At 45.8% G+C, this 24,017-nt stretch carries 14 protein-coding genes; 11 read left to right on the top strand and 3 right to left on the bottom strand.

Features of this window, described 5'->3' with window-relative positions:
* The first annotated feature begins 61 nt into the window (after positions 1–61).
* The 9 genes from SPB21_RS07895 to SPB21_RS07855 all read left to right on the top strand — a co-directional run bounded on the left by SPB21_RS07895 (position 62) and on the right by SPB21_RS07855 (position 19,710).
* Entirely contained in the window at positions 62–5,947 is a 5,886-nt protein-coding gene (locus SPB21_RS07895; protein ID WP_499866235.1) for an SDR family NAD(P)-dependent oxidoreductase, read from the top strand.
* Positions 5,944–10,314, top strand: a complete 4,371-nt coding sequence (locus SPB21_RS07890; RefSeq protein WP_499866234.1) for an amino acid adenylation domain-containing protein — start codon at positions 5,944–5,946, stop codon at positions 10,312–10,314. Before SPB21_RS07895 ends, SPB21_RS07890 begins: the two co-directional genes overlap by 4 nt.
* Positions 10,314–11,828 (top strand): thioester reductase domain-containing protein, encoded by a 1,515-nt coding sequence (locus SPB21_RS07885; protein WP_499866233.1) that lies wholly within the window; start codon positions 10,314–10,316, stop codon positions 11,826–11,828. The genes SPB21_RS07890 and SPB21_RS07885 overlap by 1 nt, the downstream gene beginning before the upstream one ends.
* Before the next feature lie 119 nt (positions 11,829–11,947).
* Positions 11,948–13,318, top strand: a complete 1,371-nt coding sequence (locus SPB21_RS07880) for a class-III pyridoxal-phosphate-dependent aminotransferase (protein ID WP_499866232.1) — start codon at positions 11,948–11,950, stop codon at positions 13,316–13,318.
* A 30-nt stretch (positions 13,319–13,348) separates the two neighbouring features.
* Positions 13,349–13,537 carry a transposase gene (locus SPB21_RS07875; RefSeq protein ID WP_489670913.1) on the top strand — a complete coding sequence of 63 codons (189 nt, stop codon included), beginning with the start codon at positions 13,349–13,351 and terminating at the stop codon, positions 13,535–13,537.
* Positions 13,538–13,613: 76 nt separating this feature from the next.
* Positions 13,614–14,768, top strand: a complete 1,155-nt coding sequence (locus SPB21_RS07870; RefSeq protein ID WP_250564653.1) for an acyl-CoA dehydrogenase family protein — start codon at positions 13,614–13,616, stop codon at positions 14,766–14,768.
* 329 nt (positions 14,769–15,097) lie between these two features.
* A complete protein-coding gene (locus SPB21_RS07865; protein ID WP_499866231.1) occupies positions 15,098–17,485 on the top strand; it encodes a non-ribosomal peptide synthetase in 2,388 nt (795 codons plus the stop codon).
* Positions 17,486–17,524: 39 nt separating this feature from the next.
* The gene (locus tag SPB21_RS07860; protein ID WP_499059046.1) at positions 17,525–18,265 is read left to right on the top strand and encodes a thioesterase II family protein; all 741 of its coding nucleotides are present in this window, start codon (positions 17,525–17,527) and stop codon (positions 18,263–18,265) included.
* 314 nt (positions 18,266–18,579) lie between these two features.
* Entirely contained in the window at positions 18,580–19,710 is a 1,131-nt protein-coding gene (locus SPB21_RS07855; RefSeq protein ID WP_499866230.1) for a hypothetical protein, read from the top strand.
* Between the two features lie 46 nt (positions 19,711–19,756).
* On the opposite strand, the gene SPB21_RS07850 is transcribed toward SPB21_RS07855, so the two are convergent.
* Together SPB21_RS07850 and SPB21_RS07845 are read right to left on the bottom strand one after the other, a co-directional pair.
* Positions 19,757–20,848 (bottom strand): IS481 family transposase, encoded by a 1,092-nt coding sequence (locus tag SPB21_RS07850; RefSeq protein ID WP_499866134.1) that lies wholly within the window; start codon positions 20,846–20,848, stop codon positions 19,757–19,759.
* A 119-nt stretch (positions 20,849–20,967) separates the two neighbouring features.
* Complete coding sequence (locus SPB21_RS07845) at positions 20,968–21,147, bottom strand: hypothetical protein (RefSeq protein ID WP_499866229.1); 180 nt, start codon at positions 21,145–21,147, stop codon at positions 20,968–20,970.
* Between the two features lie 332 nt (positions 21,148–21,479).
* On the opposite strand from SPB21_RS07845, the gene SPB21_RS07840 reads away from it, so the two are divergent.
* The gene (locus SPB21_RS07840) at positions 21,480–22,184 is read left to right on the top strand and encodes a hypothetical protein (protein WP_499866228.1); all 705 of its coding nucleotides are present in this window, start codon (positions 21,480–21,482) and stop codon (positions 22,182–22,184) included.
* Positions 22,185–22,225: 41 nt separating this feature from the next.
* Positions 22,226–22,414 (top strand): hypothetical protein, encoded by a 189-nt coding sequence (locus SPB21_RS07835; protein WP_499866227.1) that lies wholly within the window; start codon positions 22,226–22,228, stop codon positions 22,412–22,414.
* 97 nt (positions 22,415–22,511) lie between these two features.
* On the opposite strand, the gene SPB21_RS07830 is transcribed toward SPB21_RS07835, so the two are convergent.
* A complete protein-coding gene (locus tag SPB21_RS07830) occupies positions 22,512–23,549 on the bottom strand; it encodes a helix-turn-helix domain-containing protein (RefSeq protein WP_499866226.1) in 1,038 nt (345 codons plus the stop codon).
* Positions 23,550–24,017: the final 468 nt, after the last annotated feature.

Genomic DNA, 24,017 nt, shown 5'->3' with positions numbered 1-24,017 from the left:
CTTCATCCAACCTGCTTCAGCTTTCAGAGTCAGCACCTCAGATAAATAGTCAGAGAATCCTATGGTAGACCTTAATATCGAGCCAGACAATCTTAATGCGGCTAATGCCATCGCGATCATTGGCATGGCAGGACATTTTCCAGGTGCAAATAATCTCGAACAGTTTTGGCAAAATCTGGTGGATGGAGTAGAATCCATCACCTTCTTTGACAAACAGGATTCGGCAGAAATGCACATCGATCCGGGGGTTTTAGAACACCCAGACTATGTCGGAGCTGAACCGCTGTTAGAGGGACTTGATCAGTTTGATGCCTCATTTTTTAGTTTTAATCCCAAACAGGCAGAAGTGCTCTGTCCAGAAGTCCGCCTGATGTTGGAATGTGCTTGGGAAGCCTTGGAAAACGCAGGTTATGCCGGTGGCGATGGTCCAGGGTCAGTGGGTGTTTTTGCAGGCAGTAATGTCAGTAATTATCTCGCAGCGGTTAACCACAGTAAGATAATTCCCATGACCCTGAGTGGGTTGGAAACCTATTTAGGCAATGACCTAAATTACTTAGCCACCCAAATTTCTTACCACTTGAACCTCAAGGGACCCAGCTTGATGGTTCAGTCTGCCTGCTCCACTGCGCTGGTGGCCATTCATGTGGCCAACCAAAGTTTACTTAACGGTGAATGTGATATGGCCCTAGCCGGGGCCGTGAATTTAATGTTGCCCCAAGGAAGAGGCTACGTATACCAGGAGGGAGGGATTTTCTCGTCGGATGGACATTGCAAAGCCTTTGGAGCAGACTCCCAAGGAACTTTGCCTGGCAGTGGATTGGGTCTGGTTGTGCTGAAACGGTTAGAAGATGCTTTAGCGGATGGCGATACCATCCGAGCCGTGATTCGAGGCTCAGCCATTAACAACGATGGTGCCGTAAAGGTCGGTTACACGGCTCCCAGTATCGATGGCCAGGCTGCCGTCGTTGCCGAAGCGTTGGAGATGGCTGAGGTTGCCCCTGAAACGATTACCTACATTGAGGCCCACGGTACTGGAACGACGCTTGGAGATCCGATTGAAATTCAATCCTTAAGCGATGTGTTTCGGGCCAGTACTCAGAAAAAAGGGTTTTGTAGCATCGGCTCTGTCAAAAGTAATCTTGGCCATCTAGGGGTGGCAGCTGGTATGCCCAGTGTTATTAAAACAGTGTTAGCACTGGAAAATCAGGTAATTCCCCCCAGTCTTCACTGCCAACAAACCAATCCTAAAATAGATTTTGCCAACAGTCCTTTTTATGTTGCTCATCAGTTAACCCCCTGGACCAGGAATGGCACGCCCCGGCGAGCGGGAGTAAGTTCTCTGGGGGTGGGCGGCACCAATGTGCATTTGGTGATTGAAGAAGCACCGTCCCAAGTCCATAGCAAGACGATGGCCGATAGTGTTACTAACAGCGTCGCTGACCGACCTTATCAGACATTAGCACTATCGGCTAAAACCGAAACTGCACTGGAACAAGCAACCCTCAATTTAGCCAATTATTTAGCGGCGAATCCTCAACTCAACCTCACCGATGTAGCCCATACTCTACAGGTGGGCCGTCGTGGATTTAAGCACCGTCGCTGGCTAACCTGCCAGAGTTTGGATGAGGCTGTTGCGGCTTTGAGGAATCCTACAGCGCCCCCAGTTCTCACCGGAAGCAGAAAACTTCAGTCTCCTGGGGTCGTCTTTATGTTTTCTGGGCAAGGCGCTCAGTATATCAACATGGCTCGGGATCTTTACGAGTCTGAGGCTCAATTCAGAGAATCGATTGATCACTGTTCAACTCTCTTAAAGCCCCACCTCAACGTAGACTTACGATCCATTCTTTATCCTGAACCTGACTGTCGAGAAACCGCTAAAGCACAACTACAGCAAACGGCGATAGCGCAACCTGCGCTGTTTGTCGTTGAATATGCCCTGGCCCAACTCTGGATGACTTGGGGGATTCAGCCCAAGGCCATGGTGGGTCACAGCATTGGTGAATATGTTGCGGCTACCCTGGCAGAAGTCTTTACCCTTGAGGAAGCCCTAGCACTTGTAGTGGCGCGGGGGCAGTTAATGCAACAACAACCCAATGGCAGCATGTTATCCGTGCCATTGAGTGCTGAAGAGAGTGCAGTGTTTATGACCGATGAGAGTCTGGTCATTGCGGTTGTGAATGGCGTCAATACCTGTGTTGTTTCAGGGTCTACAGAGGCGATTGATGCATTGGCACAAACCTTGGAAACTCAGGGAATTCAGAGTCGTCGGTTACATACCTCCCATGGGTTCCACTCACCCATGATGGCTGGCATGGTTGAACCATTTTTAGAGCATCTCCAAAAAGTCACATTCCATGCACCTCAGATTCCTTATTTATCAAATGTAACGGGAACTTGGATCACTGAGGCTGAAGCCACGGACCCTCAGTATTGGGCAAACCATGTTAGACAAACAGTACAGTTTGGAGAGAATCTGCAACACCTTTGTCAGAATCCCCATCAGATTCTATTGGAAGTGGGCCCCGGTCGTACATTAAGTAAATTAGCGAAGCAGCATCCTGAAAAACAAGCAGGACAATTAGTCCTAACAACCGTGCGCCACCCTCAGGAAAATTATCACGATGTTTCCTTTTTATTGCAAACCTTAGGTAAACTCTGGCTTTCCGGTGTGGAGATTGACTGGGCCAGCTTTTATGCTGACCAACAGCGTTACCGGGTACCATTGCCTACATATCCTTTTGAACGCAAACGATATTGGTTGACTGACAGCACAAATAATGCGGCTACGTTGAGTGCTACTAAGCTCCGTTCCCCTTCTACAGAGGAGCTATGGCAGCCATTGACCGCAGCGATGGTAGATCAGGCAAACCAGGGCATCTCTCAATTTGATCGGGAGGTTTATGTTGAGAATCTTCCTTCCATGGAGCAGGTATGTCTCTCCTATTTGAATCTTGCATTTCAATCCTTGGGGTTTTGGCAAGATACGGCTCGGACATACTCATTTGACGAGCTGGTTGCTGAGGGTCAAATTGCCCCCCGTTATCAACAATTATTTTGCCGCTGGCTGGATGTTCTAGTTGAGCGAGGACACCTTCAACAGGTTGATGGGCAATATTGTCAGTTTATGCCAGAGGCTAAAAATAGCCTAGGTGATATTTTAGATACCTTTAAAGCCCGGTGGATTAAATTTCCCCAGATGGTCGACTTAGCTCAACAATGTGGCAACAATCTATCAGCGATCATCACTGGGCAAAAAGATCCCCTTGAAATTTTTAATTCCCTAGTCTATCAGCAAGGCAAGGCATCCAATCCAGAAATGCCTCTGTTTGCCTACTACAGTGCAGTTATGCGGGCAAGTTTAGAACAAATTGTTACTCAATTATCTGATAACCCCCAGTTAAGAGTTTTGGAAGTGGGTGGAGGACAGGGGCTAGCAACCACCGATTTGTTGCCCATTTTGCCACCTGAGCGTAGCCAGTATACCTTCACGGATATTGGTCAATGGTTTTTAAACCAGGCAAAGAAGAAGTTTAATGACTATCCGTTTGTTAACTATAAACTGCTGAACATTGAAACGGCTCCTGAATCCCAGGGATATGAGCGCCATAGCTTTGATGTTATCATTGCGGCCAATGTTCTCCATGTGGCAAAGAATCTGGAAAACACCCTGGATTATATACATTCTCTGTTAGCACCAGGGGGAATTTTGCTGCTTTGGGAAATCACGACTCCGCTGTTGTTCTTTGATATTACCTCTGGTTTGCTGATGAATCCCTTGGAGGACAATCAGCGTAGTCGCGGCAATCCGTTTTTAAGCAGTCAACAGTGGCAGGAAACGCTAACCAACCATGGTTTTGCTCAGGTGAGTGCCCAGCCTGAGTCCGATGCTCTAGGGCAGCATATCATTGTGGCTAGGACTGAACTAACAGAAGGGGGGTCACAACCGGCTGCGTTTACTGTGGTCAACAGACCTGAAACAACTGCGACTGTCACACCGGTAACTAGGGGCCAGGTGACGGATAAAAAGCCCCATGTTTCTGATTGGTTCTATGGTCCATCCTGGTCGCGATCGCATCTCCTTCCTCCCCCAAGTCCAGCTGACCAAAAGCCTTCTGAACGCTGGTTAATTTTCAAGGATGATAGGGGCATTAGCGACCAAATTACCTCCCAACTCAATCAGCGAGGCGATGAAATCATTCTCGTCCAGCCAGGAAATACATTTCAGGTTGAAGTCACCCAAGACAGTCATTGCATTATTCTCAATCCCCGCTCCCAGGCAGACTACCAGTCTCTGTTTCAGCATCTGGAACAGGCCCAGTTAATGCCCACCAAAGTACTACACAGCTGGCAGTTGACTCCTCCTACCCCGCTTGATTGGCCCAGGACTGAGCAAGCCCAATATCTGGGTTTCTACAGTTTATTATTTATGGCCCAGGCCCTCCCAAAAGAAACACTTTCCAAGCCATTCCCAATCTCGGTGCTTTCCCATGGTCTCCATGAAGTAATTGGCACTGAGGTAGTCCTTCCTGAAAAAACAACCGTCCTGGGACCGATCAAGACGATTCCCCAAGAAGTCCCCAATGTCTATTGTCGCAGTATTGACTTATCAGAATCTGAGGTCAATGCTCACGCCAACGATTCACTAATTTCAAATTTGATTGCTGAGCTGGATAGTCCAATTCTTGATCCCATTGTGGCCTATCGCCATGGACACAGATGGGTTGAAGCACATACACCCTTATCTTTAGAAGCATCCACTGAAGAGCAGACATTACCCCTAACATCCCAGGGAGTTTATTTAATTGTGGGGGGTTTAGGGAGTTTAGGGTTAGTCATTGCCGAGTACTTAGCTGAAACTGTCCAAGCCAAGCTTGTGTTAACCGGACGATCGCAGTTCCCAGCACGGGAACAGTGGGCCGAATGGCTAAAAAATCATAGTGAACAAGAACCGACATCTCGTAAGATTTTGCAATTGCAAAACCTTGAGACATTAGGGTCCGAGATTCTGGTGGCCCAGGCGGATGTCGCTGATCTGGAAGCCATGGCTGCCGCCGTCAATAGCGCTGAAAATCGTTTTGGCAAACTGAATGGGGTGATTCATGCCGCGGCCACCGACCCCCTAGAGATCTATCGCCCTGTTGCTGAGGCCACTGAAACAGACTGTCAACAGCAGTTTCGTGTTAAAGTTCAAGGGGTACTAGTACTTGACACTGTTCTACAGAACAAACCCCTAGATTTTTGTCTCTTAATTTCTTCATTGGCATCACTGTTTGGTGGAGTTGGCCTCACGGCATATTCAGCAGCCAATATATTTTTAGATCACTTTGTCCAACAGAATCGCCAAACACACTTTCCCTGGCTCAGCGTTAACTGGGATGGGAGAGTGCCGAGCCAGTCAACTAGTGGCACGGTGAGCGGTGAACTCACGGTTACCCCAGCGGAAGATATTAAAATCCTTAAAACTGTTTTGGCTAGCCCAGGACTCAAGCGGGCTGTGGTTTCTACCAGAAGTCTACAGCCTAGACTTGATCACTGGATGCGTAAGCAAGCTTTGTTAAAAGACTTACCGGACACTTCTCTATCGAACTCGGTAGCATCGAGTCAGAACACCCAGCTGTATTCTAGACCCGACTTGGAAGCCGTTTACCGAGAACCAAGTACTGAGACTGAGAAAAAACTGGTGCCAATTTGGCAAAATGTCATGGGTGTTACGCGAGTAGGCATTGACGATAACTTCTTTGAATTGGGAGGGGATTCCCTCGTAGGTATTCAAGTCATTTCCCAGATTCGACAAACATTTCAAATTGATCTGCCCATGACCATCTTATTCGAGGCCCTGACTGTAGCAGGGATTGCAGAATATCTGGATACGACCTATCGAAATACTCCCGCCTCAGCAACAGCCCTCAGTAATGATAGTAATGCTCGGGAGGACATTGAGCTATGAAATCTGCCCCACAGTCTGCCCCACAGTCTGCGATACAGCCTACGACACAGCCAATTGCTAAATTTTTAGATGATCTGAGAACGCAGGATATTCAACTCTATGTTCAGGATGGCCGCTTGCGGTGTAATGCACCCAAAGGTAGTCTGACGGACTCATTGCGACAGTCTATTACCGAACGAAAAGCAGAAATTATCGAATTTATACAGCAACCAGGTGATGAAGACTCAGGCGATCAGCCGAACTTAAATGAGATTTATCAACCCCTACCGCAAATTGTTACCAACGCAGCGGAGCGCTATCAATCCTTTCCATTAACAGAAATCCAACAGGCCTATTTGATTGGCCGGGACGATAGCTTTGATCTCAGTAATGTGTCTACCCATGTTTATGCTGAGATTGATGTGGTGGATTTAGACCTGAAGAAATTTGAGCAAGCCTGGCAATATCTGATCCAAAAGCATGAAATGATGCGGGCGGTGATGAATGCAGATGGCTATCAGCAAATTTTAGAACAGGTCCCTGATTACCAGATAGACACGCTGGACTTACGTACGGCAGCATCAGAGGTGGCGCATGAACAGTTGATGGCATTACGGGAGTGCCTTTCGCATCAGTTACTTCCCACTGACACATGGCCCTTATTTGAGGTGAGAGCAGCGCTTTTAGACACCACCAAAACCCGGTTGTTTATCAGCATTGACTTGTTAATTGCCGATGCTTGGAGTTTGGAGCTGATTATACGAGAACTGGTGGACTATCTCCATAACCCCCAGCCCTCTCAAGCAGCAATGGAGTTGTCTTTCCGAGATTATGTTTTAGCAGAGATTGCCTTAAAAACATCAGCTGTGTATCAGCGATCGCAAACCTACTGGCAAAATCGGGTTGCCACCCTACCCCCATCACCAGAATTACCGTTGGGAACCAATTTGGGATCTATCAAGCAGCCCAAATTTGTCCATCGCACCCGGAGAATTTCTCCAGAACAGTGGAAACAACTTCGACAAAGAGGATTCCAAGCAAACCTAACCCCTTCTGCCATTATCCTTGCCGCCTTTAGCGAAGTCTTATCAGCCTGGAGTAAACAACCGCGATTTACCCTTAATATTACCCTGTTCCGACGACTTCCCCTACATCAAGATATTAACCGTTTGGTAGGGGACTTTACCTCACTAGATTTATTGGCCATTGATAATTCAAGTCTGGCCGCTTTTGTCACCCGCGCTAAGGCCATTCAGAAACAACTTTGGCAAGATCTGGATCATCGCTATGTGAGCGGCATGAAGGTTTTACGGGATATTGCCCATGCCCAACAGCGTTACTCCGGTGCCCTGATGCCGGTTGTTTACACCAGTACCCTCACCAACGATAGTCTAAATCGTGATCGCTTTGCCAACAGCTCCAACACCGAAAGTGCCTCAATTTATGAACTTGGAGAGGTTGTTTACAGTCTTAGCCAAACACCTCAAATTTATCTGGATCACCAGGTGCTTGAGGAACAAGGAGCCCTGATTCTTAATTGGGATGCAGTTGACGAAGTCTTCCCTCCCGGATTGTTAGACGATATGTTTCAGGCCTATGGTGATTTTGTCGAGGCGCTTGCCACCGAGGAAAGCTTATGGCAAGCTGATCCGCGTCAGCTGATGCAACGGCTGTTTCCACCCCAGCAGGCTGCTCAAATTGCCATGGTCAACGCCACTGAGCAACCGTTGTTAAGCTCTCAAATAGACGGTCCTCAAACAAGCAGTCCTCAAACAGACAATCTCCAGTCTTTCCTCCATGGTTTAGTCCTTAGGCGTTTACAGACATCAGCCACAGATATTGCTGTGGTTGCAGGAGACATTACCCTGACCTATGGGGAGTTAGGAAAGCGTGCCTACAGTCTGGGAATACAGCTGCGTCACCTAGAGGTTCTTCCTAATCAGCTAGTGGCTGTGGTGATGAAAAAAGGTTGGGAACAAGTGGTTGCCGTCCTCGCTGTTCTGGTTTCTGGTGCAGCCTATGTGCCCATTGATCCCAATTGGCCCCAGGTAAGACGTCAGCAGATCTTAAAACAAGGGGCAGTCAACATTGTTCTCACTCAACCAGAGTTAGATTCACAATTAGATTGGCCAGATGATGTGCAACGAATTGTTATTAGTCGAGATGAGGTCAATCAAACTGAAGAGCACCTGTCTGGTAGTGATGCTGAAATTATTCAATTCCAGCCCGTTCAAACTCCCAACGATCTTGCCTATGTGATCTACACGTCTGGCTCTACAGGTATCCCTAAAGGGGTTGCCATTGAGCATCGTGCTGTTGTTAACACAATTCTCGATATTAATCAGCGGTTTCAAATTAGTTCTAAGGACCGAACTCTGGCCATTTCTTCCCTCAGCTTTGATCTGTCGGTCTACGACATTTTTGGTACCTTAGCAGCGGGAGGCACATTGGTGGTGCCTGATGCTGCCGACAGCAAAGAACCGACCCACTGGGCAACATTAATCAAGCAGCATCAGATCACTTTGTGGAACTCCGTACCCGCCTTGATGCAAATGCTGGTGGAATACAGTGAATTTCATCCAGAAGTCACCTTAAATTCCCTACGCCTTGTACTACTCAGCGGAGATTGGATTCCCTTAAAGTTACCGGATCAGATTAAGGCCCTCAGCCCTGCGGCAGAGGTGGTAAGTTTAGGCGGTGCCACTGAGGTTTCCATCTGGTCCATTCTCCAGGTCATTAATCAGGTGGATCCTAATGGGAAAAGTATTCCCTATGGGAAACCTATGGCGAACCAACAGTTTCATATCTTGAATGAACATTTGGCTCCATGTCCCGTGTGGGTACCCGGTAATTTATACATTGGTGGGGTAGGGTTGGCCAGGGAATATTGGCGCAATTCAGAAAAAACCAGTCAAAGCTTTATCCACCATCCGGTTACAGGTGAACGGCTTTACCATACTGGAGATTTAGGATATTACCTTCCCGATGGTGCCATCATGTTTTTGGGACGGGCGGATTCCCAGGTTAAAGTACAGGGCTACCGAATTGAGTTGGGAGAAATCGAAACAGCTTTAGAACAGCTCACCGCTGTCAAGCAAGGGGTTGTCTTACTCAAGGGAGATGCTCAAGAAACTAAACGACTAGTGGCCTATGTTGTTTTAGAACAGCCAACACTGACGCCAGACCACTTAAAGCAACAGCTACTAGAGCTACTGCCAGATTATATGGTGCCGTCAACCTTCGTCTTTTTGGAAACCTTACCTCTGACAGCTAATGGCAAGGTTGATCGAAACCATCTGCCCGAACCTCAACAGACTTCTGTGGCATCGAGCCAACTCTCAACATCTAAAGATGTTGCTGATGCAGCTCTTACTCAACAAATTGCCCAACTGATAGCTAATGTGCTCAAGGTTGATACCATCGAACCTAATGCTAATTTGCTAGATCTGGGTGCTAATTCTATTGATATTGCTAGAATTGCTAATCTCATGGAGGAGCAGTTCCAATATCGATTACAGATTAAGGATCTATATAGTCTCTCCACTGTAGGGGCGTTGGCCAAAGACTATGATGATCGGTTAGTTAGGGAAACAACGCCGCAGTCTGCACCTCAATCAGTCGGCGATGGTGCTCTCGCAGGCAATTTTAAGATGATCTTTAATCCAGAAGAGCGTCAACAGTTTAAGCATCTACGGCGTGGACTGCGACAAGAATCTTGGGGGAGTGTAAAGCTAGTGGCCCCAGAATTAGACGATACGCTTAAACAAACGTATCTCAGCCGCTACAGTTGTAGAACCTTTAGTTCAGACCCACTACCGTTTGAACGATTCAGCCTTTTTTTGAGTAATTGGCAACAGTTATTAGTTAATGGTCAGCCTAAGTTGCGCTATGGGTCTGCCGGTGGGCTTTATCCTGTCCAGGCCTACCTTTACATTAAACCCGAGCGCATCTCTGGTCTGAAAGCAGGTACCTACTATTATCATCCCCTGGAGCACCAATTAAAGATCATTACGCCAGACGCCGAAATTGACCGAAGCTTGTATGCCTTCAACAATCAGAAGATATTTGATCAAAGTGCATTCTCTATCTTTTTGGTGGGCCAGTTAGCTGCGATTGCACCCATGTACGGCGAATTAAGTCGAGATTTTTGCCTGTTGGAAGCCGGATTGATGAGTCAGCAGCTGGAGCTAGCTGCGCCTGCCCATGAAATGGGCCTTTGTCAGATCGGCAGCTGTGATTTTGAAACGGTCCGACATTTGTTTGCTCTCGATGAACACCATATCTATTTGTATTGCCTGCTAGGGGGTGCTCTCAATCAGCAGGCAATGCCGACAGTGGATCTGAGTTCTGTAACTACCCATGATGCCTGGGAGGAAGGCACATTATAATGGCTAACCATAATCCTGATATTCCTAACCTGTTACAACGATTTTCTCAAATCGGCATAACATTGTGGTGTGACAATGGCCAACTACGGTTTCGGGGGCCTAAAGGTGCGTTGACACCTGACTTAAAAGCAGAGTTACAACAACATAAACAAGCTATCTTAGCTTTCTTCGGACAAGGCTCAGTTGACACGTCACCGTCCTCACCCTTAAATTTATCCAGTTTTTATCAGAAACCAACCCTGGCTAGCCTCAATCAGGTGATTGCCAATGCTTTAGAGAATAAAGGTACTGAGGGGAATGCGATCGCAACAGCTACCACCACTGAACAGCTACTTCAGGAGGCCATGGCACAGCTGAAAGATATCCCTGATTCCATTCACTTTGTTCCTGCTCAAAAAGAGCCGATGGCCATTTTCTTAACTGGAGCAACAGGATTCCTAGGTACCTACTTACTCAATGATCTCCTGGAACAAACCCAGGCCACCATCTACTGTTTAGTACGCGCACCCAACCTCAACACTGGGCAAGAACGCCTCCAAACCAAACTTAAGGCCTATGGACTTTGGCAAGAAACACAAGGGACCAGAATCATTCCTGTGCTTGGAGATCTGGCAGAACCCTTACTAGGTCTATCTTTAGATCAATTTCAACAGCTTGCATATGCTATCGATATTATTTATCACAATGGAGCCTTAGTTAATTTTGTTTATCCCTATACGGCTCTAAAAGCTGCCAATGTTAACGGCACTCGCGAGATTCTAAAATTAGCCACCATCCATAAAATCAAACCTCTCCATTATGTTTCTACCATTGGTGTATTTTTGTCTTCTCACTTAGCTGCCGATCACGTCATATATGAGCAAGACTCCCTTGATCATGGAGGAACCCTCTATGGAGGATATAGTCAAAGCAAATGGGTGGCCGAAAAACTGGTGTCTTTGGCCAGTGATCGGGGTTTACCCGTTTCTATTTATCGACCCGGTACTATTACAGGCCATAGCCAAACTGGAGTTTGTAGCACACAAGATTGGCTATCCCTGACGCTCAAAAGTGCTGTTCTCCTAAAAGCACTGCCAGCGATTGATACAGTTCTTGAAATGACCCCAGTGGACTATGTCAGTCAAGGTATTATTTACTTATCTAGGCAACCCTCCTCTCTCCACCAATGTTTACACTTAGTTAATCCTTATCCCTGCCATTGGCACCAGTTAACAGATTTCTTAAGCAACTTTGGCTATCAGATTCAGTTAGTTACTTTTGAACAGTGGGCGCAACAGGTTGAAACCTACACTACCGAATCATCGAGTTCCATTGCCAATATACTCCCCATACTCCAAGCCCATGGCAGTGGTAGTAACCAGGTCAAATTTAACTCTGAAAATGCTGTGCATGCACTTGCTAAAGCTCAAATTAGCTGTCCCCCTGTGAGTTCCCAGCTATTGCATCCGCAATTATCTTATTTTATTCACCATGACTTCTTACCAGCGCCACCTGCAAGAATTTCAGTGAATTAAGCAGATCAACAATATCTAGTGTTGCTGATGACTTTGTTTAGGATCCACTCTAAACAGCGAACTCCAAATATCACCGCATATTCATTTGCCATTTATCTTATTGAAACGGAAGGATAATCATGAAACTAGCTACGAAAGTTGAATCCTTTATCAAAGAGCATTCCATCAACGAGACCTATGCCAATAAAGTTAACCATTGTTATTACAAATATTGGGATAGTGTAGGGACCACTCAAATCCGATTTGTAGACAGCACTTCCTATACTCTTATTGATGAGAATGGCAAAGAGTATCTAGACCTTGTAGCAGGCTTTGCCTGCTTGAACTGGGGGCGGAAAAATCCAGAATTAATTACCGCTTTGGAAGATGCTATCAACACTCCAATTCCATCACTCACACAAATTAATGTGCCTACCCTGGCAGCAATTTTGGGTCATGAACTTTTAGAGTTAACTGACCCATCATTTGAACGCGTATTTTTTCTCAATTCGGGTACTGAGGCTGTTGAATATGCCATGAAGATGGCCATCGACTTCACCAGAAAAAAGCGTTTCGTCAGTTTTACAGGTGGATATCACGGACTAACGTTAGCGTCTTTGTCCATTAATGGTGTCTCTAACTACAGGAAGATTTTTGGCGTAGAAAAAGCTCACTTTCAACTAGAGCTAAATAATATAGATGCTCTCAACCAGGTGTTTAAGAATCACCATCGAGAAATCGCTGGAGTTATTGTTGAGCCCATCCAAGGAAGAACCGGCAGTATTGCTAGCGATGAATTTTTGAGAGAGGCTAAGCGTCTATGCCAGAAACACAACGCATTACTCATTTATGATGAGGTCCAAACAGGGTTGGGACGCACAGGAAAACGATTTGCCTATGAGTGGTCCCAAGTCACACCCGATATCATGACCTTAGCCAAAGGACTAAGTGGCGGCATGGTTCCCATTGGGGCTGTGGTTTATACCGCAGAGGTTTATAAGAAAGTGTTTGACAGCATGGAGAAAATCCTGGTATATTCCTCAACCTTCAAAGAGAATAATTTATCAATGGCAGCAGGTTTAGCATCCCTGGAAAACCTGAGAAATTATGATTTAGCCAATGTTCAAGCCGCAGAAGCAAAATTTCGAGAACGGCTAGAACTCCAGAATACTCATCGCAACTACACCTTAGAAGTGGCGGGAAAGGGATTGATGTTATCAGTTTCAATCCAGCAGCAAAAGAAAAAAATTGCCCAAAAATTGTTTGATTGGATGGAAGGAGATTTCTTTTATGGCATCGCCTGCGGTAAGATGTTTCGCGAAAAACAGGTTCTATGTACCGTAGGTAATCGATTTGGTAAAAGTATCGCAATTAGACCAGCGTTGACAATCCCTCCTGACTTAATTGATCAGTTTTGTGACAGCTTATTTGAGATCTTTGATGAAATGGCGGGATACTCAAATGTCAAATTTCTGAAAACGACCTATGAAGACATTAGGAAGGTAGTTTAGACAAAGGATTTTGAGACACATCATCAGAAACTGAAGCCTAAGGAAGACTTGGTGTCTGATCTGGATAAGATGATTCCGTGGAATCAGTCTCACCCAATTTTAGAACAGGTATATGTCAAGCCTCACAAGAGTAATGCCGGTCGTCGTCCCATCAATATCATCGTGATGTTTAATCTGTTGATATTACAGCAGCTCTACAACTTGTGCATGCCACCTTAGTAGCCGTATCCAAGCAATGTAGCCGTCGAGAGGACAATCTCGATTTTTAAGAAGTTCAATCAATAGAGGTACCCACATGAGTATCAGTTTCGACTGGGATCTAGAACAACTTTCCTTTTATCGCTCCATCGTCACATTTGCTCAACAAGAGTTAAATGCAGACTTAATTGAAAACGATAGACGCAGTCACTTTAATCAAGCAGGCTGGCAAAAATGTGCAGATTTTGGCATTTTAGGATGGCCAATTTCCAAAGAATATGGTGGACAAGGTCTGGATCCATTAACCACCATATTAGGTTTGGAAGGTTTGGGCTATGGATGCAAAGACAATGGTCTAGTCTTTGCCATTAACAACCATCTCTGGAGTTGTGCTGTTTCAATTGCCAATTTTGGTACTGAAGCTCAAAAACAACAGTATTTGCCAGCCCTTTGCCAGGGCACATCGATGGGAGGACATGCCATCACCGAACCAAACTCAGGATCTGCTGCTTTTGAGATGCAAACTGAGGCTATCCCCCATGGGGATTACTACATTCTCAATGGCACCAAGACATTTATTAGCAATGCCCCTGTTGCCGACGTTTATATTACATTCGCCCGTACTAATTTAGAGGTAGGTGCTCAACAAGGAATTTCTGCCTTTATTATTCACAAAGATTTGCCTGGATTGACCATCGAAAAAGAGTGGGAAAAATCGGGATTGCGGACAGCACCCATGGGAGAACTCGTTTTCAAGGACTGTAAAGTGCCCGTTAACCATCGTTTAGGCAAAGAAGGCCGGGGACACAATATTTTTCAATCCACCATTAGCTGGGAACGAAGTTTCTTGTTTGCCAGTCAGGTGGGGACCATGGAAAGGATTTTCGAGCAATGTGTTAGCTATGCTAAAAAGCGTAAGCAGTTTGGCCAGCCCATTGGCTCTTTTCAGGGTGTATCCAATAAAATTGCCGAGATGAAGATGAGATTGGAGCTGGCAAAGCTTATATTGTATAAAATAGGATGGTTGAAAAAAGAAGGAAAACAAGCCTTTTTAGAATCTTCAATTTCTAAAGTTTTTATCAGCGAAGGTTTCATGAAAACCTGTCAGGATGCTATCCAGATCCATGGTGCTAGAGGCTATGTGACCGATTACGAACTAGAAAGATATTTTCGAGATTCTATAGCAGGTACCATCTATGCAGGTACATCTGAAATTCATCGCAATATTATCTCTACCCTCTCAGGCGTGTAGATCTTCATCTTCTCAGAACTTGTTTTTTGTTTTTCATTTTCTGGCTGCTTAAATCATGTATATACTCCTCTATGGAGAGAGGCAGCTAGTTTTTCAAGTAGGTGGGTTTGATCCATGAAAATCACCGCAAGCTTTTGATTCCACGCTCTAACAGTGCTCAAATCAGTGCTTACGGAAAACGAGTTTGCAGTTTTACAGAGCAAATTATTGAGCAGCATCATTAGCAAAGTTTTTTGAGCTAATGATGCTGTGTATCAGCTCTTTTTGAGGATAATAGTCGATGCTTTATTTAGTTTCTGTGAGGGAGACAGAGGGAGAAACTCAAAAGAATGAGTACAGACAAACTATTCACTTCAATCTCTATTAGTAAGAAGTTTGATAATAATGTTCATCAGGCTGAAGAAAAATGGATGGAATTTTGCCAAAAATCTATTGAACTTCTGCCCCCTACTCCAGAATTACCTTTAGCCCAGACCTTTAATAAAGGTGACATCAAACTAGCGCAGTATAGTCGACAAATCGATGCCAAAACTTGGGCACATTTGAAGCAACAGGCCTTAAAGGCCAATACATCACCAGGCGACGTTCTATTAGCAGTTTACACAGAAGTACTAGCAACCTGGAGTAAAAGCGCTTACTTTACAATTAATCTGGTTGAAACGAGATCTACAACTCTCAATTCGGAAGAGGATGCCGTTAAACAACCAAATCAAAAGAAGATTTTTAACACCTTGTTAGACATCAATTATTTGCAACCAGATTCTTTCGAAGCTAGAGTTAAACATATCGCAACAAAGTTAAGATCAGATCTGCAACATCGATTAGTAGCCCCGTTTACGCAGTTAAAATTATTACCTAAGGAGATATTAGAGAAATTAGAATCTATATTAGCTATTTCTTTTGTCATTGAGCCAGACAACATAGAAGACGTCTCCAATATCGAAAATGTTATTAATAATAACTCCACTTCAATAGCGCCCGTCCGCCTAGAATGTCGGCATCTTGAAAAGAATGGAACACTGACAGTTAATCTATATGCTGATACGGACTTTTTTCTTCCGAACATGGTGCAGGATATATTGACATCTTACTGTTCATTTCTGCAACGATTAGCCCATGAGGAAGCTGCGTGGCAGGAAACTAATCGCTCAATGATTCCTGCAGCTCAACTTAGCCAGAGAGTTACCGCCAACCTAACGACCGCTCCGCTACCTGAAGAGACACTCTATAGTTTGTTTGTGCATCAGGCTAAACAAAACCCTCAACAGATTGCCATTATCACTTCAAAGCAATCAATTACTTACGACCTTCTATACCGTTGTGCCAATCAAGTTGGTCATTATTTAAATCAATTGTTAGGTATCTGCTCTGATCATACCGTAGCCATCGTTATGGAGAAAGGCTGGGAACAGATTGTTGGAGTACTTGGTATTTTAGCTGCTGGCGCTGCTTACGTACCCATTGATCCTGACTTACCTTCGGAACGATTTCAATATCTGCTGGAAAATAGTGGTGTCAATATTGCATTAACGCAATCATGGTTAGAAGAAAAGGTAGTTTGGCCAGCAACCATTCAACGATTTGCAGTTGATCTAATCCATTTGTTCCCAAACACTGAGCATCAGTTGCTATCTCTCCCAGGCCCTGATGATCTTGCCTATGTTATCTACACGTCTGGGTCTACAGGCTTACCTAAAGGTGTCATGATTACCCATCGAAATGTGGTCAATGTAGTCATCCATACTAACCAACGATTTCAAGTCAGTTCTAAAGATCGGATATTAGCGCTCACCGCCCTCAATCATGATCTATCGGTTTATGATATCTTCGGTCCGTTATCAGCTGGCGGAACAATTGTGATGCCAGACGCTGCTGCTGCTAAATTTGCTCGACATTGGCTGGATTTACTCACCAAAGAACGGGTAACCCTGTGGAATTCAGTACCTGCCATGATGGAAATGTTGGTCAATTATCTCGACATTAAATCTGAAAAATTGCCACAGAGTTTGCGTCTAGCTATCTTAGGTGGAGACTGGCTGCCAGTTTCTCTTGCCAGTCGATTAAAAGCATTATCTCCAGATTTAAATATTCTGAGTATTGGCGGCCCTACTGAAACCACAATTTGGAATATTGGTTATCTTATCCAGGATATTGATCCCAATTGGAAAAGTATTCCCTATGGAAAGCCTATGGCCAATTCAAAATATTATATTTTGAATAATAATCTGGAAGATTGCCCCGTGTGGGTGCCAGGGCAAATGTATTGTGCGGGTGTGCAGTTAGCCAAGGGGTACTGGTGCAACCCTGAAAAAACAGCAGCTAATTTTATTGCACATCCCCGAACTGGTGAGCAGATTTATCGAACTGGTGATTTAGGCCGCTATTTACCAGATGGAAATATTGAGTTTCTGGGTAGAGCTGATTTTCAAATTAAATTGAGGGGTTATCGCATTGAAGCCGGAGAAATCGAATCCACACTAGCAAAGCATCCAGCGGTCAAAAATGCCTTAGTGACCGTCACTACCACTCAACAAAGTCAACAATCGCTCACAGCCCATGTCATTCCTCGCCAGGGGTACTCTCCTGCCATTGAAGAGCTACGCAATTTTCTAAATCAGAAATTGCCTACATATATGGTGCCATCATACTTCAAATTTTTGGACGCGTTACCGTTAACAGCCAATGGCAAAGTAGATCGTCGTGCCTTATCAGGCTAAATTATAAACTTTGCATACAATTACGATAGATTTTGCACTATGGGTAAATGGATCGTTTGTCCCCAGCCAAAACCATCTCCTAAATTAAGGTTGCTATGCTTTCCCCATGCAGGCGGCTCAGCTAGGGTGTTTCATGACTGGCCTGAGTTGTTACCATCAACAGTCGAGGTGTGTGCCGTTGAACTACCTGGACGCGGAAAACGCTTGTTTGAGACTCCCTACACCGATATTATTTCACTGTTGCAAACTCTTGGCCCTGAATTAGTACCTTTTTTAGATGTTCCGTTTGCCTGTTTTGGCCATAGCCTGGGGGCACGGATTGCATTTGAGTTTTCTCGATGGTCACAACAGACAGTTCAGCTTACTCCGCGTCATCTTTGGGCAGCTGCAGCTCGCGCTCCTCACTTACCACCCGATAGAGAATCAATTCATAATTTGTCTAGCGATGATTTTATTCTTGAACTACAAGGGTACAATGGCACACCTGAGAGCGTTTTGAAAAATCCAGAACTAATGGAATTGATGCTTCCTATGTTGAAGGCAGATTTTTCGCTTCTTGAAACCTATCAATACCAACCAAAGGCTCAGCTTGCTTGCCCAATTACCTGTTTTTGGGGAGAACAAGATGAGATAGCAAATCATACTGATGTGGCCGCTTGGCAACAACACACGAACATATTTACGTTAGAGGCCGTTCCTGGTGATCACTTTTTTACCAATCACCCCATGTTTCCCCAGAGATTATTAGCCAAACTCACTGAGCTCATCCAAACCCTATAAAATCACACTTCTTGCAAGTTGTAGTGACCCCCAAAATCAAGACAGAGCTGAGAGAGCGTAAGTTAAAGTCCATATACACGCCCTCAAACGGATGTTCCGATACCAACCGTCTTTATCTCAATCTAGGGTCTAAAAGTGCTAAGAAGTGCCCAAAAATGTCCAATGTATTTTTGGTTATTTTCGGATTGCGATCGCTGAACCCCTTGCCAGAAAATCTGTATCGCTTGCGCTGCCTAAAAGCCAACGGCGGGATTTGAACCCGCGACCGCTCGATTACGAATCGAGTGCTCTATTCTTGAAACTTCCTGGAGGCAATGGTTTACGGGTGTATCATAAGGTATTGGACTAAGGTTGGACTAACAATGCCGGACGTAGACAATCTGATCAAAGCTGCGAATTCTAAGCTAGATATCTTACGAATTGAGCGCAGAGGTCAAAAGCTCAGTCTGCGTGGCACGTTGCCCAAAAAGCCAGGGAAGGGGCGAGGTACTGAACAGCAGCGTATCCCATTGAAAATCTATGCTAATGCGGATGGGGTTAAAGTTGCACTAGCCCGAGCAAAGCGGGCCGAATCCGACCTGAGCCTCCAGCAATGGGATTGGTCTCACTGGACAGGCGAAGAGGTTGATTCTGTTCTATCAGCGCAGGCACTAGCTAAGAAGTTTGCTGAATACAAGAAGCCAAGTATCAAAGCTTCGTCATTCCGTGCAAATTATCTGTATCCATTAGAATCGCTTCCTGATAAACCTCTAACTGAGGAGATGTTAAGAGTCCACATCCAACAAAGAAATGAACCCGGAACTTGGGCACGGAAAAACGATGTAATGGTTTTCACTGCACTATGCAAGTTTGCTAAAGTGCCCGTAGATCTAAAAGATTTAGGGAGGGGGTACGCCGCAAAGCCTGTTAAGCCGGATGACTTACCTACGGATGAAAATATTGAAGCTATTTGGGAGTCGCTGAAGGGTACAACTTGGGAATGGGCATATGGAATGATGGCGACTTACGGGCTCAGGCCCCATGAAATTTTTGCCATCATAGATCCTGTAGGTGTGGCAACCAAGACTGGGAAGATTTCAATAGCTGAGGATAGCAAAACTGGGCGAAGAGACGTTTGGCCATTACCTGATCGATGGAGGAAACGGTTTAGCCTAGCCAACGTGATCATGCCTAACATTCGCTACGAAGGGCGAGACAATCAACAATTGGGCCAACGTATGAGTTCCAATTTACGTAAAAAGATTCCTCACAAACCATACGCATTGAGACACGCTTGGGCAATCCGTTCAGCGATTATGGGAGTCCCTGACAGTATTGCTGCCCGTTGGATGGGCCACTCTATTTCCATTCATGCCGCCACATACCATGCAGCGATCAGTCAGCGACAACATGAAACTATTTGGGAAAAAGTCAATAAGGACGATTCTCAGGAGGAAGAAAAATAACTTTCTCTAACTTGTAATAGATCAAACTTCATCTGACAGAAGGGGGTTATCTGACACTTAGAGACTTGTCAGGTTGTGTTTGATTTTTTACACTCTTTTCTCCGTATTGATCTAATTGTTTTTCGTTTGCTAAATGCGCACTATCGAGAAAGGTTTGTATGGGCGTCTTGCCGTAACAATATCGACCTGAATGGGGTCGTTCCCAATTGTAATACTCTATCCATTCATCCACATCGTTTTGTAGGTCTTCAAGGCTTTGATAGACTTTTTTACGAAACGCAATTTGATAAAACTCCTCCAAAATGGTGCGATGAAAGCGTTCACAAATCCCATTGGTTTGGGGTGATCTGGCTTTCGTTCGCGTATGGTCAATGTCTTCAATGGCCAGGTAGAGTTGATATTCATGGTGTTCGACATTGCCACAATATTCGGTGCCTCGGTCCGTCAAAATCCTCAGTAATGGAATGCTCTGTTCCTCATAGAATGGGATTACTCGGTCATTGAGCGTATCAGCGGCCACCAGCGCATTCTTACGGTCATACAGCTTCACCTGAGCCACCCGAGTGTAGGTATCAATGAAGGTTTGCTGATAAATCCGTCCGATGCCTTTGATGTGACCCACATAGAAGGTGTCTTGAGAGCCTAGATACCCCGGATGATGGGTTTCTATTTCCCCATGGGCTTCCTTTTGTTCCTTCGCCTTTTCGAGGGCTTTTACCTGCGCTTCGGTGAGGATTAGGTTGTCTTGAGCCGCTTTCGCTTCCAGTGCTTTGAGCCGGAGCTTAAACGTTTGAAGGTCATGCCGTAGCCAAATAGAGCGAACACCGCCTGGAGAGACAAAGAGGCCGTGTTTCTTCAGTTCATTCGAGACACGCACCTGGCCGTAGGCCGGTTGGTCTGTGGCAAACGCAACGACGGCGGCTTCTACCTCTGGGTCGACTCGGTTCTTGACGCAGGGCTTTTTACGGTCAATGTCGCGTAGAGCCGCTTCTCCACCGGTCTCGTAGAGTTCTTTATAGCGATAGAACGAATCTCGCGATACGCCCATCACTTTGCATGCCTTGGAGACGTTGCCGAGGGTTTTGGCTAGATTTAAGATGCCTAAGCGATTCTTGACGATCTTGTCTTGGGTATTCATTGTGACACTCCTGATTCAGTGTGAGTTTACAGGTTGTGTCAGATAAAGTCTTAACTATTACAATTTAGTGCAGCTATGATCCCTTCACACGCTTTCCCTTTTTAATTACTTGCGAGCCTTTACTCGCTTCTTCGTTCCTTTTCTGAACCTGCTTCGCTGGACGCTTCCTTTGTTTCTTTGACGCCATCTTCTTCTTCAACCTCAATTTCTACTCGTTCACCTTGCTTAAGAACTTCAGAACCTAAACTTGCCTCTTCAGATCTCTTTGCAATATCTCCTTCGCTTCGTTGTTCTTCCATGATAAATTATCGACCTTAATATATTCATTTACAGTATAGCCGATCTCAATTTGGGCTCAATTGCTATACTTTAATCGTGTAGGTGATTATCACTTACCCAGGCGGACACCGGTTCGATTCCGGTCATCTCCACCAACAAGGGGATGTAATGGCACTCGACGTTTGGGAGATTAGGACGATCTAACCAGCCTCACAGACCATAACATTTAACAACATTGTCACCTTTGCTCGCCCTTTGGCTGTAGCCTAGGCCATTACCCCGCTAGCCCTGAAGCTGGCGGGGTTTGTTGTACGCGCTAGACTGGGTGCGATCGCAACGCTCCTGAGACATCATGCCACTGACTGCTTCGAAGTATAAGTACACCGTTAAGCGCAGGGTTCAACTTGGCGCGAACTTCCGCAAGTTTCGCTACAACAGCACTGAATTGAGCCTAATGCCCAACGCCGACAGCCTGGGCCAAGGCAGCCGAGACATCCAGGAAGCCCAGGGACTCTTCTTTGAGCAATGGCGTGTGTGGTTGGGCGTGTTTGAGAAGACAGAGCACAGCCTTCCTGATGCAGCCTTCAAGTTGGGGGCTAACTGGGAGATCAGTGAAGATGATGGGGCCTCTTGGTTTGGGGCGTTTATTCTCAAGCCACCCATCAGACAACCTCAATGGTACGAGTGTATCTTTGCTCGGTTTATTGCTGACGCGAATCTCACCGTGACCTATGAGGTGGGCCAGGGAACCTACAGCGATGTCGAAGGTAATCGGGTAGAGGATACAGTGCCCGCTCAATTTACGGCTGTAGTATCTCAGGAGCAGAGACCTAGAGACTTGGATTTACCCGGCACCCCAGCCAGCAGCATTTACCTAGAGGGCTATCACATCGAGCCCAAGGCAGCCCCTGATGTGAATAAGCAACAGAAGTTATTGGCAACGTTGAATGGTGTGGCTGGGGAGTTCGTGATGCTGTCCACAGTGCAACCCCCAGCAGGGCAGAGCGCAGGGACGGGGGATGTGTTGAAGGGGATGTTTGTGGTGCTGGGGGGTTAACGCTCCTCACACCCCACCCCATCCTTATCGCCATCCAACCAGTGCGGGTCTTCGCCAATCGTCACCACCGTAAAGTTGCGGTCCTCAATCTCCCCACAATCCACGTCATCCTCCCTGGCCTCATACACCGGGATACAGGCACCGGAGTAGTGCGGATCGCAGTCGCTGGGTTGGGTGGGTTGCTACTGGGTTTGGGGCTGCTGGGTCTGCGCGATCGCAACGCCGGATAACAGATGGACGGCGATGGCAGTGGCAAGGATGAGTTTCATAAGGTACCAAGTGTGTCCTGTATATAGTACACAGATTGGGTGAGTGGATCGCGATCGGTTAGGCTGCTTGCTTCACAAACCTATGCCATGCCGCCCAAAACAGCTTATTGAGCTTCTGATTGAACTCTTCCTGGAACCCGCCTACGCGGTCATCCACCACGTCCCTCATTAGCTGAATAGAGATTGGCCCATCTTTGTCCAAAAACTCGTCATACGAGACCTCTTCGAAGTCCTTGCCGCTAATTGAGTAAATGTCGTCATCAAAATCTCGCTCTACGTACAAATCCAGGTCATCAGCGTAATTTTCGACAAACCAAACTTTTAGCCAAACAAGCGTTTGAGCTTTCATCAGCCCAATTACATCTCGATACTGAGGATCAGTCTCTAAAGTTTCAGGTAACTTGAGCCACCCATTATGGTCGCAGCTCAAACCAAATGTGCCATCAAACAATCGCCTTTTAATTGGCTTAGGGATGTTCGTCTTTCTTAAACTTTCGGCGGAAGATTTTTGACTTTGGCTATTTGAGATACGGCCATTGGGTGATGTATCAGCCTGAGTAGACGTGCAGTTATCCTCTGGCTTTTCTTTCCCAGAATTAGAAAAAAGTTCTTCTTCATGCGAGTGAGTGCTTTTCGAAGAAAACACTGTTCCATATGAATGAGATGAATTGGGTAGATCATTATGGGTAGATCTGCTGTAACGCTCCGTAACACCCCCCTGTATAAAATCGTTACACCCCCTGTTACGCTCCGTTACAGCGTTGATTTTATTGGCCTTCGCGGTTTCGCCACAAGTTTTTACCTCATCCCAATGGACTACGTAGTTGCTATTTCTCCATCCACCGTCATCGCGATAGTTTCTCGTTTGACTAACTAATTTTTTAGCCTCTAGCCGTTTAATGCATTGGTTTACTGTTTTGCGGCTATATCCTGTTTTGTCTGCAATGGTCTTTTGCTTAGGGAATGCGCCGGTACCATCGGCTGAAGAATACTCATTGATAACCAGCAGGACAAATCGCTCATTTGGCGGTAGCCCAGAATCAAGAATAAGTCCCTGTCTCTCAAAGTAAGGCTTTGGCTCTTGTGCTATATTCATAGTGAATTCTTCAATTCTCAGTTACTCAAAAGCACCGAGCACATGGGCCGCTAACCCGCTCGGTGCTTTAATTTTAGCTCGCTTTTTGGTACATGCGATCGCGTTTGTTGTTTGCCCCTGTTGTGCTACATGACGGGTACTGGACAATGCCGATATTACACGGCTGTCACACGCAACCGTAACATCACTGATTCGTTGCCAGGGCTATGCACCAGGGGTTCGCTTCCCTAACTGTTATGGGCTTATTGACTGTACTTTGCTCTAGGCAATCTTTTTTGTACGTTAAGGATTTGCCAAGAGGGCCAGGACAGGGGCAACTGTCTTGACCCTCGCCCACATCTGCACCAAGGCGATGCCATCGTGTGGGAACTTGGTGTACGTTAGTACGTCATGGTAGTTAAGCGTAAAGCGTATAGTTGACCTGCCCCCTCTGGTGACCAATCGGCCAGGGGGGTTTATTGTCTGAGC

It is taken from the genome of Leptothoe sp. ISB3NOV94-8A, from assembly GCF_043421595.1.
GTDB lineage: Bacteria > Cyanobacteriota > Cyanobacteriia > Phormidesmidales > Phormidesmidaceae > Leptothoe > Leptothoe turfae.
The sequence above is the reverse complement of the archived record's forward strand: the minus strand, read 5'-3'. Positions and strand labels throughout refer to the sequence as shown.

Bases quoted from the DNA above. Each gene is read 5' to 3' on its own strand.
- SPB21_RS07895 (WP_499866235.1), top strand. From the start codon at position 62: ATGGTAGACCTTAATATCGAGCCAGACAATCTTAATGCGGCTAATGCC.
- SPB21_RS07890 (WP_499866234.1), top strand. From the start codon at position 5,944: ATGAAATCTGCCCCACAGTCTGCCCCACAGTCTGCGATACAGCCTACG.
- SPB21_RS07885 (WP_499866233.1), top strand. From the start codon at position 10,314: ATGGCTAACCATAATCCTGATATTCCTAACCTGTTACAACGATTTTCT.
- SPB21_RS07880 (WP_499866232.1), top strand. From the start codon at position 11,948: ATGAAACTAGCTACGAAAGTTGAATCCTTTATCAAAGAGCATTCCATC.
- SPB21_RS07870 (WP_250564653.1), top strand. From the start codon at position 13,614: ATGAGTATCAGTTTCGACTGGGATCTAGAACAACTTTCCTTTTATCGC.
- SPB21_RS07865 (WP_499866231.1), top strand. From the start codon at position 15,098: ATGAGTACAGACAAACTATTCACTTCAATCTCTATTAGTAAGAAGTTT.
- SPB21_RS07860 (WP_499059046.1), top strand. From the start codon at position 17,525: ATGGGTAAATGGATCGTTTGTCCCCAGCCAAAACCATCTCCTAAATTA.
- SPB21_RS07855 (WP_499866230.1), top strand. From the start codon at position 18,580: ATGGTTTACGGGTGTATCATAAGGTATTGGACTAAGGTTGGACTAACA.
- SPB21_RS07850 (WP_499866134.1), bottom strand. From the start codon at position 20,848: ATGAATACCCAAGACAAGATCGTCAAGAATCGCTTAGGCATCTTAAAT.
- SPB21_RS07845 (WP_499866229.1), bottom strand. From the start codon at position 21,147: ATGGAAGAACAACGAAGCGAAGGAGATATTGCAAAGAGATCTGAAGAG.
- SPB21_RS07840 (WP_499866228.1), top strand. From the start codon at position 21,480: ATGCCACTGACTGCTTCGAAGTATAAGTACACCGTTAAGCGCAGGGTT.
- SPB21_RS07830 (WP_499866226.1), bottom strand. From the start codon at position 23,549: ATGAATATAGCACAAGAGCCAAAGCCTTACTTTGAGAGACAGGGACTT.